This window comes from Arthrobacter sp. NicSoilC5 (genome assembly GCF_019977395.1).
Lineage (GTDB): Bacteria > Actinomycetota > Actinomycetes > Actinomycetales > Micrococcaceae > Arthrobacter.
Genome location: NZ_AP024660.1, coordinates 2,444,370 through 2,456,858 on the forward strand (window position 1 = coordinate 2,444,370; position 12,489 = coordinate 2,456,858).

Consider the following 12,489-nt stretch of genomic DNA (forward strand, 5'->3'; position numbering starts at 1 on the left):
GCCCGCCATGGCAGTGGAAGCCCACCATCCGCGGACGGCGGTCCCGCATCCGGTTCCGCACGGCGTTCCGCACCGGGTTCCGCCCAGGCGCGCCACCGCCCACGGGCTGGCCGTCTGGGTGGTCCCGGCCGAAGGGACCAGCCCGGATATCCTGCGCCACGCCGCCCAAATGGTCCTTGCCAGGGCCCTCGAAACTGCTCCGGAGGCGGAAGTCCATTGGCCTGCCGCCGGAGCCCCCACGTCCGGGGTCTCCGCCAATGCGGAAGGAGCCGCAGCCGACTCCTCTCGCGTTCCTTCCATGGCGGAGAACCCCGGCGCAACCGCGGCCGACGGCGGCACCCGCCTGCCGCCGTCGGCCGGCCCCGTCAGCAGGGTCGCCGTGGACCTCGCCGCCGACTCCGTCCTGCTGGACGGCAGGCCGGTGGCGCTGACCGGCGTCGAATACAAGGTGCTGCGCTACCTGGTGACGCACCTGTCCCGCACGGTAGGCCGCGAAGAGCTGCAGGAGTTCCTGGAATCGTTGGATTTTCCCGGAGCCACCGCACGTTCCATCGACGTCTACGTGGGCAGGATCCGCAAGAAACTGGGCAATGCCCGCCATGCCGTGGCCACTGTCCGCGGCGGCGGCTACCAGTTTGTGCCGGGCCCGCACGCAGCCGTTCGGGGTCCGGCGGAATACTGCATATGACGCGCTGGTTTGTATCAGTAAGCGGTGACCCGCTTCACTTGATGTTTGGCCATCACTGACCGAGTCTTACAAAGGAACGCCATGAGCCCCACCCTGACCACCAAGCTTCAGCCCGGCACCCCGGCTCCTGATTTCACCCTCCGGGACGCCCAGGGCCGCGAGACCTCTCTGGCCGATTACCGTGGCAAGAACGTCATTGTCTACTTCTACCCGAAGGCCGCGACCCCCGGCTGCACCACCGAGGCCTGCGACTTCCGCGACAGCCTGGCCTCCCTGCAGGGCAAGGGCTACGAGGTAGTGGGCATCTCCCCCGACGCGCAGGAAGCCCTGGCCGGCTTCAGCGGCGACTTCTCCCTCACCTTCCCCCTCCTCTCCGACCCCGACCACGCGGTTGCCCTGGCCTACGGCGCCTGGGGCGAAAAGCTGGTCCAGGGCGAAATCCACGAAGGCATCGTCCGCTCCACGGTTGTGGTGGACCCTGCAGGAAACGTCACCCTGGCCCAGTACCAGGTACAGGCCGACGGCCACGTTGGCCGCCTCAAGGAAGCCCTGGGACTCTAGCGCCCATCACTTCCTGCAGCATTTCCACGGACGCCCCGGCACCTGGTGCCGGGGCGTCCGGTGTTTAATGCGCAGTTTCTGCCGCCACCTGCGCATACGACGCGGAAACCCGCCGGTAGACCGGGGCAAGGAAGGCCAGCAGTGCGGCCGCGATCATGATGATTCCGGCCACCAGGAACACCAGGGCGATGCCGCGGGAGGTGCCCTCACCCAGCAACGGCGCCAGGAGCGCGGCGCCCTCCGCGGACCGCGCATACGGGATGATCCAAAACTGGGCGATGGGCGCGACGAGGAACGCCGTGACGGGGGCCGCGGCGGACTCAAACGCCATGGCGAACCCGAAGACACGCCCCTGCCGTTCCAGCGGCACCACCCGCTGGATGACGGTTTGTTCTGCCGCCTCCACGAACGGGACCAGCACCAGGTACAGCCAGATCCCCAGGATGTAGAGCCACGCCCACTCCCGCAGCGTAAAGACCGCGCCGAGTACGCCCATGGCCGCCACGGCGACCAGGAGGGTGCGCAAGGGGTTGGCACCGAGCCCGAACTTGCCGATCAGGGCACCGCCAAGGATGAATCCCGTGGATCCAACCGCGAAGACCGCACCCCACATCTCCACCGAGAACATTTCCAGCCCGTACGGGTCCATCAATGCCATGTAGACGCCGCCGATGAAGTTGTTGAACGTTGAAAACAGGATCAGCGCGAAGAGCCCCGATATGGCCAGCACTGCCGTGAACGAGCCCCGGAGGTCGAATCCGCCGTGGGCGTCCGATGCCGCCGCACGCATCTCCTCGGGCATCCGGAGGGTCAGCAGGTGTGCCGCAGCCAGCGCCGTAAGCACCAGCGCGACGGCGATGGTCCAGCCCATGCCCAGCAACCCGATGGACAGCCCGGACAGCAGGGAGGTGACGATGAACATCAGGCCCTGCACCATCCCCACCAGCCCGTTGGCATTCGCCCGCCGTTCCGGTTCGATGAGGATGGTCACTGTGGTGGACAGGGCGATGTTCCGCAGGTTTTCCACCACGGCGCCGACCAGGATGATCAGCGTAAAAATCCAGAACCATGGCTGCCCCAGGTCCAGCAGGGATGGGGCAGGCGTGAGCAGGAACATCACCCCTGACAGCACGAACATCACCAGGGTGAGTCCGGCGGCGAACCGCATCACGGCCAGCTTCCGGTACCGGTCCACGAACGTGCCGAAGCTGATGCTGGACAGGGCAATCAGCAGCATGTACGCGCCGCCCACCACCCCGGTGGCTATGACGTTGCGCGTCTCCAGGTACAGCCAGAACGTCAGGGCGAACCACAGGTAGCTGGTGGTGATGTTGGCCAGTGCCGTGTTGACCAGGATTCCGGCGAAGGTGCGGGAGCGCTCAGCCGGCGTGCGCAGGGAGGCGGCAACGGTATCCGGATCCGCGGCAGCACTGCCCGGTTCCTGCTGGGTCATGCGTCCCAGTGTAATGACGGGCAACAGGAGCCAACAGGGTGGAAACTGGGCTGATGGGGAGACAATCAGTTCCACGGGATGGGGAAGGGAGGGTCATGGACAGCGAAACGGACAAGGAAACACCTGCAGCCGGAGCGGATCCCCGCCTGACGCTGCTGCTGGCCTCGATCTTTGAGGCAGGCGACGACGCAACTGTGGAGCTCACCGTGGTGGTTGATGGTGCCGTGATCTCCGGATCGGCTGTATCGGAGCACGCCTGGACGCAGCGGCAAAATGACCAGGTCCGGATCGGCAGCTGGGCCATCGCCGGAGTTCTCGACGCCTATGGGTCCCCGGCGGGCGAGGCCGGCACGGAAGCCCAGCCACGGTACCTCCATTTCCTGGCGCCGGTGCTTCTCTCAGGGGGAACCAGGGTTCCGCTGCAGGCCACCCGGGTTGACCTGCGCAGGGTCGCTGCCTGGAGCATCGGCCGGATTCCCGGGGACTAGGATCGCACCATGGCCATTGAGGTGCGCCCGGCAACCAGCTTCGAGGACGTCAAAATACTCGTGGGGCCCAAACGGCCCGACGCCACCGTCTGCTGGTGCCTGAGCTACCGGATTCCCTCGAAGCAGAACGTGTCATTGCGGGGCGAAGAGCGCGGGGAGCTGGCCAGGCAGCTGGTGGCGCAGGATCCACCGCCAGGCGTGGTGGCGTACGACGGCGGCGAACCGGTCGGGTGGGCAGCGGTGCACCCGCGCGCGGACACCAGTTTCGCCCGGAACCGCAGAATCCCGCATGTGGATGACAGGGACGCCTGGTCTGTCTGGTGCTTGCGCGTCCGTCCCGGCCAGCGGGGCAAGGGAATCTCGCACCACCTGCTGGCCGGCGCAGTGGCTCTGGCGCGCGCTTATGGGGCTCCCGTGGTGGAGGGCTATCCCGTGGACAACGGCGGCCACAAGGTGGACCTCACCATGGCTTATGTGGGAACCCGCAGGCTGTTCGAGGATGCCGGCTTCACCAAGGCGGCAGACACAACCTCGGTGCTCAACGGCTTTCCCCGGGTGCTGATGCGCCTGGAGCTGGCATGACGGCGCTACTTCCGGCGCCAGTACTTCCCCCAGTCGACTTCCATGGCCCACAACGCAAGCAGCAGCGCGTCCATGGTCATGAGTCCTGCCATCAGGTACGACCAGCCCAGCAACAAACTCACAGCAATCTCCTGACTATCCCCCAGCCAATCGATTGCTGCTAAGTGTGGCACCTACAGGGCCGCGACGGAATGCCCTCCGCCCGCAGTCTTTAAAAGGGCCTCAAGCCTGTGGTGCGCCTCGGTCTCCAGCTTGAGCCGGTGCGTGAGCCTTTCCACCTGGCGGGACATGTCCTCCCCCACCTGCAGCCGGTCCCCCGGCCAACTGGATACTTCCCGCGATTCGGCGAGCGCATGCTCAAGTTCCCGGGCGGCGGCCCGCACTTTCCGGGAGTGGAAGAGGACGCGCAGCAGCGCCCTGGCTTTGTCCATCCCGCTCTTTTTGACGTATTCCATTGGCTTCCCCGCCTTCCGCAAGCCGTACAGCCCCCGCGCGGATCGTCGTCGTACCCTGTTGCCTGGAAAGCTGTTGCCGTTCTTCGAGTGTGACCGGCGTTCCTCAACGTCCCGGCAAGCAGGTGCCAAGATTTCCGCAAGATCTGCTGGGTGCGGAATTAATGCATCGGGACCTGTCAGCCACGTCACGGGAAACTGTGAAGCCTAAGACATGCCCTGTGCGCCTTAATACTGTAGAAGTAGAGCTATGGTCTCTCCCTCCGAATCCCGCCGTGCGGTTGTCATCGAAGATGACCCGGACATCCGCGGACTGCTGGTCCGTGTCCTGGTCAAGCAGGGCTTCGACGTCACCCAGGCGGGAGCCGGCCTGCCGGGCGTGGAGGAGGTCCGCCGCCGCAAGCCCGACCTGGTGACGCTGGACCTCAACCTGCCGGACCTCGACGGACTCGAGGTCTGCAAGCTGTTAAGGGAGTTCTCGGACGCCTTCATCGTGATGCTCACCGCGCGGGCAGACGAACTGGACAAGCTGACCGGCCTGGACAACGGCGCCGACGAATACATCAGCAAGCCGTTCAGCCCCCGCGAGCTGCAGTCCCGGATCAACGCGCTGTTCCGCCGGCGGCCCTCCGCCGCCGCTGAATCCGCAGCCCGCGGCGAGCTGGAACGCGCCACCGAGGTGCAGCAAAGCCTCCTCCCAAAGGAGGACATCCGGGTGGACGGCTACGATGTGGCGGGCCTCTTCCGGCCCTCCCGCAATGTGGGCGGCGACTTCTATGACTGGTACCAGACCCCGGGCGGGCTCCACCTGACGTTCGCCGACGCCATGGGCAAAGGCATGGGCGCGGCACTGATCGCAGCCACCGTCCGCGCCGTCATGCGCTCCACCGGCCTGCGCCAGGATCTCGACGCCGGGTTCGCCTCAGCCAGCAAGGCGATCGCTGCGGACCTGGACTCCTCCAACTCCTTCGTCACCCTGTTCCACGCCCGGCTGGACGCAGCGTCCGGCAACGTCAGCTACGTCGACGCCGGCCACGGCCTTGCGCTGCACGTCCAGCCCGCAGGCCCGGCGGACCGCCTCCCCTCCGCAGGACCGCCAGTGGGTGCCTGGCCCGGGACCCAGTGGCCCCAGGCAGAACTGGAACTGGCCCCGGGGGATTCCCTGGTAGTGGTCAGCGATGGCGTCCTGGACGTCTTTGAATCAGTGGAGGACTTCACCGACGCCGTGCAGGAGGCCACGCAGGCGGCTGCTTCGGCGCAGGAAGCGACCAACTCCATCCTGGCCCTCGCCCCCGCAGAGACCGCCCAGGACGACGTCACGGTGGTCGTGGTCCGCCGGCTCCCCCGGGAGGTGGCCGCGTGACCCGCTTCTGGACCCGCGTGGTGGTGGTGCTCACCGTCCTGACCGGCCTGAACTACATCGCCTGGCGCTGGGCGGCATCCCTCAACTGGGATGCCTGGTGGATTGCCCTCCCCCTGGTGGTGGCTGAAACTTACAGCCTCATCGACGTCATGCTCTTCGGCATGACGGTGTGGAAGCTGAAGATCCGCAAGGGGGCGCCGCAGCCCCCGCACGATGCCACCGTGGACGTCTTCATCACCACCTACAACGAGGACCTGGACATGGTCCTCACCACGGCGCTGGCGGCCCAGAAAATCCGGCACCCGCACAGCACCTGGATCCTGGACGACGGCGCACGGCCGGAACTCAAGGCGCTGTGCGAACAGCACGGCCTGGGCTACGTCACCCGGAGCGAAGACTGGACCAAAGACCTCCCCCGGCATGCCAAGGCGGGCAACCTCAACAACGCCCTCATGGTCACCCACGGCGAGTTCCTGCTGATCCTGGACGCGGACCAGATCCCCGAGCCGGACATCCTGGAAAAGACCCTGGGCTACTTCAACAACCGCCGGGTGGCCCTGGTCCAGACACCCCAGTACTTCAGCAACGTTCCTGACAGCGACCCGCTGGGCAGCCAGGCACCGCTGTTCTACGGCCCCATCCAGCAGGGCAAGGACGGCTGGAACGCCGCCTTCTTCTGCGGCTCCAACGCCATCCTGCGCCGCGAGGCCCTGATGCAGCTGGGCCTGGTGGGCTACGTCAAGGAAACCGAAAAGAGCATCCGCCGCGCTTTGGCCGCCTCCCGGGCAGCCATCAAGCAGGCCCGGAAGTCGGCGGACGTGGAGTCACCCCTGGTGGCGGAGGTCCTGGACGAGGTGGAGGCTGCCACCCGCGAAGCCCAGGAGGAAGTGGATGCCGGCCAGCCCCTCAGCGAGGTCACCTACCGGGTCCGCCGCCGCGTGGACGCCGCAGTGCAGACCCTGGTCCAGGCCGACGTCGCAGCCCTGCAGGCGGACCTTGAGGAAATCGCCGCCATGGAACTGGCCCACGTGGGCGAGTCCGGCGTCCCGGTGGTTGCGGACGACGCAGTCCAGCGCATGTCCGCCCGTGACTGGTCGCCCCTGGGCGCCCTGGAATCTGTCCAGGCCGTGCTGGATGCGCTGACCGTGGAACGCAGCAACGAAGCCCAGCCCGTCATGCCCCTGGCCACCATTTCCGTCACCGAGGACATGGCTACCGCCATGCGCATGCACGCCATGGGCTGGGAGAGCGTCTACCACCACGAGATCCTGGCGTACGGCCTGGCGCCCGAGGACATAGCCACCATGCTGACGCAGCGCCTCCGCTGGGCCCAGGGCACCATCCAGGTGCTGCTCCGGGAGAACCCCCTGGTGCAGAAGGGCCTCAAAATCGGCCAGCGCCTGATGTACTTCGCCACCATGTGGACCTACCTCAGCGGGTTCGCCGCCGTCATCTACTTCGCGGCCCCCATTATCTACCTGCTGCTGGGCATCCTGCCGGTCAGCAGCCTCAGCTGGGACTTCTTCATCCGTTTCATCCCGTTCATGGTGGTCAACCAGCTGCTGTTCGCCGTGGCCGGCCGCGGCATCCCCACCTGGCGCGGCCAGCAGTACAGCCTTGCCCTGTTCCCCACCTGGATCAAGGCGTGCACGACGGCGGCCCGCAACGTCTGGTTCGGCCGTCCCCTGGGGTTTGCGGTCACCCCCAAGGCCCGCCAAAGCGGCGGACCCAGCTGGAGCCTCATCCGGCCCCAGATCGTGGTGTCCGTCCTGCTCGCCCTGGCCGCCGTCGTCGGAATTGTCCGCCTGGCCACCGGGCTGGCGGAACCGCTGGGCACCCTGGTTAACGTCGTCTGGGTGGTCTTTGACCTGGTGGTCATGAGCATCCTGGTCCGCGCCGTCCTCTACAAGGGGTACGAGCCGGCCGCAGAACCTGCAAACAGAGAGGAATCCTGATGGAGTTCAGTTATGAGGTCAAAGACTCGTACGCGGAGGTCAAGGCGGACGGGCGGCTGAACATGGTCTCCGCGCCCAAGCTGCGCGAGTTCGTGACGGACGTGATCGCGGGCGGGTCCAACCGGATCGTGGTCAACCTGGAAAACACCGCGTTCATGGACTCCTCGGGCCTCGGCGCGCTGATCGGCTGCCTGAAGGCCGCCCGCCAGGCCGGCGGGGACCTGCGGATCGCTGCCGTACAGCCGCAGGTGAACATGGTCCTGAAGCTGACCAGCATGGACAAGGTCCTCACCGCCTACCCCACGGCCGAGGAGGCGTTCAGCAATGACTGAGGTCCTGGCTTCGCGCAGCTTCCGGGGACCCGCTGCCGAGGACGCCATCGAGGCGGTCCACAACGACCTCGACAGCCTCTGGCTCGACGTTCCGTTCGTCAATGACATGGACCAGATGACGTTCACGACGGCGGTCATCGAGTCCGCGTCCAACATCGTCCAGCACGCCCAGCCGGCCGGAGACCGGGAGGTGGAACTGGGTGTGGAGACCACCGTGCAGCCGGCCATGCTGCAGGCACGGGTCAGCGCCTACCACGCGAAGCCGCCGTTCGGCCCCATGGAGCCGGCCGTCCCGGGGGAGGACGCAGAGTCGGGGCGGGGGCTGGCGCTGATCGAGGCGCTGGTGACCACGGTGACCTTCGAACGCCAGGACGGCACCAACACCTGGGTCCTGTCGCGCACGTCATCACAGGACTAGGGTTCCCCAACGGCTTGACAGTGCACCGCACCTGCTCTTGAATATTACGTATGCTGAAATAACAGTTCCATGATGCGGAAGCCTTGCCGTGCGCAGGCGCCGGGTTGTCCGGCATCCGCATAGCCGTCACCATGGATGCCAGCATGACCCCAAGGATTGCGACCAGCATGAAGCTTGCCGAATTCAACAGCGCGGATCCCGCCGCCGCCCAAGCCATCCTCCGGCCCTGCATCGACGTCAGCCGCTGGGTGGAGGCGGTGGCCGGAGCCCGTCCCTACGCAAACCGCGACGGGCTCCTGGCTTTTGCCGCCAAGGCTGCCAGCCCATTCACACCGGCGGAGGTGGAAGCCGCCATGACCCACCACCCCAGGATCGGGGAACGCCCGACGACGGCCGGCACCGAGGCGTCCATGTCCCGTTCCGAGCAGGCGGGCGTGGACCCGGCGGACACTGCCGTCGCCGACGCCCTGGCGCGCGGGAACCGGGAGTACGAGGACAAGTTCGGCCGCGTCTTCCTGATCCGGGCAGCCGGACGCAGCGCGCAGGACATCCTGGCGGCGCTGGACCAGCGGCTCACCAACTCCGCCGAAGAAGAAGACAGGATCGTGGCCCAGCAGCTGCGCGAAATCGCCGTACTGCGGCTCGAAGGAGTGATCAGCGAATGAGCGTCTCCCATGTGACCACCCACATCCTCGATACCGGCGCCGGGCGCCCGGCGGCAGGTGTCGCCGTCGTCCTTTCGAAGAACGACGCCGGCACGTGGCGTGAGCTGGCCGTCTCCAGCACCGACGCCGACGGCCGGGCCAAGGACCTGGGGCCGGAGCAGCTTGATCCCGGCCACTACAAACTGAACTTCGCCACGGGCGCCTACTACGCGGGTTTGCAGACGCGGACGTTCTTCCCGGAAGTGGACCTGGTCTTCGAGGTCACCGGCCCCGAGCACTACCACGTGCCCCTGCTCCTGAGCCCGTTCGCGTACTCCACCTACCGCGGCAGCTAGCGGGTCCCCACGGGCTTCCGCAGCCGGGCCGGCCTGCCGCAATGTCACGGCCGTCACACTAACCGGCATAGGATCAGGAAGTATGGCTTCGAATAAGGAAACTGAATCCGATACCGATGCGGAAGGCGGACAGTCCGGCGGCGTGCAGTCCGTGGAGCGGGCCCTGACCGTCCTGGAGATCCTGGCACGGGAGGGACATGCGGGCGTGAGCGAGATAGCCGAGGAAATGGGGATCCACAAGTCCACCGTGTCCCGGCTGATGGGCTCCTTGGTCACCCGTGAGATGGTCCATCAAAACAGTGAACGGGGCAAGTACCAGCTCGGTTTCGGGATCCTTCGCCTGGCCAGCTCCATTCCCGGCCGCCTGAGCCTGGTGCGCGAGGCAAGGCCCGTCCTGGAGAGCCTGGCGGAAGAGTTCAAGGAAACCGTCAACCTGGCCGTCCTGCGCTCCAACTACGCCGTGAACGTGGACCAGGCCATGGGCCCCTCCACCCTGGCCACTTACGACTGGGTGGGAAGCCTGACCCCGCTGCACGCCACCTCCAGCGGCAAGGTCCTCCTGGCGGCACTGGAGGCGGACGACCGGGACCGGATCCTGAAGGAGACGGGCCTGACTGCCCGCACCGCCCGCACCATCACCTCCCGCAAGGAGCTGGACGCACAGCTGCTCGAGGTAGTGGCCAAGGGGTACGCGGTGGTGCGGGAGGAGTTCGAGATCGGCCTGAATGCCGTGGCAGTGCCCGTCTACAATCACCAAGGCGTCGTCATCGGTGCCCTCAGCATTTCCGGGCCGGCATTCCGGTTCGACCCGGAGAAGATCCCGGGCCTGCTGGAAACCCTTAAGGACGCGGGACTTAAAGTCAGCGCCAACATGGGATACACGCGGCACTGACAGCCGCCGAAGTCACCAGGGCAATAACCCCGGGTTCGTTGGAACCCGGGGTCATTGCCCTGTTAAGGGCACCCTGCCCTTTTCCGGCCGCCTGCAGGATGCCCTTTCGCTATGCGCGGCGCCCTTGACTTTGAAAGTGACGTACAGCACTCTTGTTGCTTAGCGCGAACTCTGTTGATCTTTGCGGAACACCTCCCCATGGGGCTTAAGGCCCTGACATCGCTGGCGACCGGCCAGGCGGCAACCCCTCCGCGGATTGCGCTGCCCCCAGCCAGCACTAAACGCAAGCCCATGGACTAGCCAAAGGACCCGCTTTCATGGCCATTAACAGTGACCTGAGCTCCGCCAAACCCAAAGTGCCGCCTTCAGGGGACGTTCCCCCCGAGCCGCTGGACACCTATCAAGAGGAAGAGACGACGACCCTTCCCGCCGTCAACGAACACGAGCAGATCCTGGAGGAACTGCGGCAGAGCAACAGGGAGCAAGCCGTCTCCCAGCGCCGCAACCGGAAGCTGACCCTGGACAAGGCGACGTTCGGCATCACCGGCGCCATCGCGCTGGCGTTCGTGGCGTGGGGGTTCCTGGACAAGGACGGCCTGGCCACCACTTCGAAGGACGCCCTCGACTGGGTCATGGAGTACACCGGCTGGCTCTTCATGGTCCTCGCGTCCCTGTTCGTCGTCTTCGTCCTGTGGTTGGCCCTGGGCAAGTTCGGCAACATTCCACTCGGCAAGGACGGTGAGAAACCCGAGTTCCGCACAGTGTCATGGATCGCCATGATGTTCGCCGCCGGAATGGGCATCGGCCTGATGTTCTATGGGGTGGCCGAGCCGCTGTACCACTTCGTCTCTCCCCCGCCCGGAACCGTTGACGGCCGGACCCCCGCAGCCATCCAGACGGCCATGGCCACCTCGATCTTCCACTGGACCCTGCACCCCTGGGCCATGTACGCGGTGGTGGGCATCGCCATGGCCTACGGCACCTACCGGCTGGGCCGCAGGCAACTGATCTCCGCTGCCTTCACCTCGCTGTTCGGCACCAGGACCGTAGAGGGGCCGGTGGGCAAGGTCATCAACATCCTGGCCATCTTCGCCACCCTCTTCGGCACCGCCGCGTCACTGGGCCTGGGCGCCCTGCAGATCGGCAGCGGCTTCACGTCCAACGGCTGGACAGGCGAGATCGGAACACCCGTGCTCGTGGGCATCGTGGCGATCCTGACAGCCTGCTTCATCGCGTCCGCCGTGTCCGGCATCAGCCGCGGCATACAGTGGCTGTCCAACGTCAACATGGTCCTTGCGGTGGTCCTCGCCCTCATCGTGTTCGTGGCGGGCCCCACTCTTTTCATCCTCAACCTCATCCCCTCGGCGGTCGGCGACTACTTGCGCGATCTGGCCGAAATGTCCTCCCGCACTGAGGCCGTAGGCGACGAGGCGCTCCGGACCTGGATGTCCGGCTGGACCATCTTCTACTGGGCCTGGTGGATTTCCTGGACGCCCTTCGTGGGCATGTTCATCGCCCGGATCAGCCGGGGCCGCACCATCCGCCAGTTCGTCACCGGCGTACTGCTGGTCCCCAGCATTGTCAGCGTCATCTGGTTCGGCATCTTCGGCGGCACTGCCTTCCATATCCAGCAGGAAGCGGACAAGGCCGGCACGCCTGGCCTGATGACCGTCACCGACGGCAAAGCAACCATCGATTTTGACGGCGCCCTGTTCAACCTTGTGAAGAACCTCCCCCTGCCCCCGTGGATGATTGCGGCCGTGATCGTCCTGGCCATGGTGCTGGTGGCAATCTTCTTCATCACCGGCGCCGACTCCGCGTCCCTGATCATGGCGTCGCTGAGCTCCAACGGCAGTTCCGACCCCAAGCGTGCACTGGTCATTTTCTGGGGCGCCCTCACCGGCGCCGTGGCGGCCGTCATGCTTCTGGCCGGCGGCGACCAGCCCTCCGAAGCGTTGTCAGGCCTGCAACGGATCACCATCGTCGCGGCCCTGCCGTTCGTCGTCGTCATGCTGTTGCTCTGTTTCGCCATCACCAAGGACCTGCGCAGGGACCCCCTCTCCCTGCGCCGCCGGCTGGCGGACTCTGTCGTGGAACGGGCCATCCGTACCGGCGTTGAGCAGCACCGCGGTGTCCAGTTTGAGCTGGTGACAAAGCATGAATGCGCCGAAGGATGCGCCCAGGGCGCAAACTGCACGGGCACGGGTCCGGACGTGGAAGAGCCGGAGCCGGAAAAGGCAGCCATACGGTAGCAGCGTGGAACACATGGAGCCCCGGCGCGGGACGCGCCGGGGCTCCATGGTTA

At 66.2% G+C, this 12,489-nt stretch carries 14 protein-coding genes; 12 read left to right on the forward strand and 2 right to left on the reverse strand.

Annotated features, from left to right (window positions below):
- Positions 1 to 7 precede the first annotated feature (7 nt).
- Together LDO22_RS11505 and bcp are read left to right on the forward strand one after the other, a co-directional pair.
- The gene (locus LDO22_RS11505) at positions 8 to 688 is read left to right on the forward strand and encodes a winged helix-turn-helix domain-containing protein (protein ID WP_224023229.1); all 681 of its coding nucleotides are present in this window, start codon (positions 8 to 10) and stop codon (positions 686 to 688) included.
- Positions 689 to 769: 81 nt separating this feature from the next.
- Complete coding sequence (gene bcp / locus LDO22_RS11510; protein WP_224023231.1) at positions 770 to 1,249, forward strand: thioredoxin-dependent thiol peroxidase; 480 nt, start codon at positions 770 to 772, stop codon at positions 1,247 to 1,249.
- Between the two features lie 64 nt (positions 1,250 to 1,313).
- On the opposite strand, the gene LDO22_RS11515 is transcribed toward bcp, so the two are convergent.
- A complete protein-coding gene (locus tag LDO22_RS11515) occupies positions 1,314 to 2,702 on the reverse strand; it encodes an MFS transporter (protein WP_224023233.1) in 1,389 nt (462 codons plus the stop codon).
- Between the two features lie 95 nt (positions 2,703 to 2,797).
- Between LDO22_RS11515 and LDO22_RS11520 the strand changes: the two genes are divergently transcribed.
- Together LDO22_RS11520 and LDO22_RS11525 are read left to right on the forward strand one after the other, a co-directional pair.
- A complete protein-coding gene (locus LDO22_RS11520) occupies positions 2,798 to 3,190 on the forward strand; it encodes a hypothetical protein (RefSeq protein WP_224023235.1) in 393 nt (130 codons plus the stop codon).
- A 9-nt stretch (positions 3,191 to 3,199) separates the two neighbouring features.
- Complete coding sequence (locus LDO22_RS11525) at positions 3,200 to 3,772, forward strand: GNAT family N-acetyltransferase (RefSeq protein ID WP_224023237.1); 573 nt, start codon at positions 3,200 to 3,202, stop codon at positions 3,770 to 3,772.
- 173 nt (positions 3,773 to 3,945) lie between these two features.
- Here the strand turns inward: LDO22_RS11525 and LDO22_RS11530 are convergent, their stop codons facing one another.
- Entirely contained in the window at positions 3,946 to 4,227 is a 282-nt protein-coding gene (locus LDO22_RS11530; protein ID WP_224023239.1) for a hypothetical protein, read from the reverse strand.
- 247 nt (positions 4,228 to 4,474) lie between these two features.
- Between LDO22_RS11530 and LDO22_RS11535 the strand changes: the two genes are divergently transcribed.
- From LDO22_RS11535 to LDO22_RS11570, 8 genes are all read left to right on the forward strand, one after another.
- Complete coding sequence (locus LDO22_RS11535; RefSeq protein WP_224023240.1) at positions 4,475 to 5,587, forward strand: SpoIIE family protein phosphatase; 1,113 nt, start codon at positions 4,475 to 4,477, stop codon at positions 5,585 to 5,587.
- On the forward strand, positions 5,584 to 7,542 hold the full coding sequence (locus LDO22_RS11540; RefSeq protein ID WP_224023242.1) for a glycosyltransferase: 1,959 nt from the start codon (positions 5,584 to 5,586) through the stop codon (positions 7,540 to 7,542). Before LDO22_RS11535 ends, LDO22_RS11540 begins: the two co-directional genes overlap by 4 nt.
- The gene (locus LDO22_RS11545) at positions 7,542 to 7,874 is read left to right on the forward strand and encodes an STAS domain-containing protein (protein ID WP_141945622.1); all 333 of its coding nucleotides are present in this window, start codon (positions 7,542 to 7,544) and stop codon (positions 7,872 to 7,874) included. Before LDO22_RS11540 ends, LDO22_RS11545 begins: the two co-directional genes overlap by 1 nt.
- The gene (locus LDO22_RS11550; protein WP_224023244.1) at positions 7,867 to 8,292 is read left to right on the forward strand and encodes an ATP-binding protein; all 426 of its coding nucleotides are present in this window, start codon (positions 7,867 to 7,869) and stop codon (positions 8,290 to 8,292) included. Before LDO22_RS11545 ends, LDO22_RS11550 begins: the two co-directional genes overlap by 8 nt.
- Before the next feature lie 167 nt (positions 8,293 to 8,459).
- On the forward strand, positions 8,460 to 8,957 hold the full coding sequence (gene uraD / locus LDO22_RS11555; protein WP_224023246.1) for a 2-oxo-4-hydroxy-4-carboxy-5-ureidoimidazoline decarboxylase: 498 nt from the start codon (positions 8,460 to 8,462) through the stop codon (positions 8,955 to 8,957).
- Complete coding sequence (uraH, locus tag LDO22_RS11560) at positions 8,954 to 9,292, forward strand: hydroxyisourate hydrolase (RefSeq protein ID WP_224023248.1); 339 nt, start codon at positions 8,954 to 8,956, stop codon at positions 9,290 to 9,292. The genes uraD and uraH overlap by 4 nt, the downstream gene beginning before the upstream one ends.
- An 82-nt stretch (positions 9,293 to 9,374) precedes the next feature.
- On the forward strand, positions 9,375 to 10,184 hold the full coding sequence (locus LDO22_RS11565; RefSeq protein WP_224023249.1) for an IclR family transcriptional regulator: 810 nt from the start codon (positions 9,375 to 9,377) through the stop codon (positions 10,182 to 10,184).
- Positions 10,185 to 10,501: 317 nt separating this feature from the next.
- Complete coding sequence (locus tag LDO22_RS11570) at positions 10,502 to 12,436, forward strand: BCCT family transporter (protein WP_224023251.1); 1,935 nt, start codon at positions 10,502 to 10,504, stop codon at positions 12,434 to 12,436.
- Positions 12,437 to 12,489 lie beyond the last annotated feature (53 nt).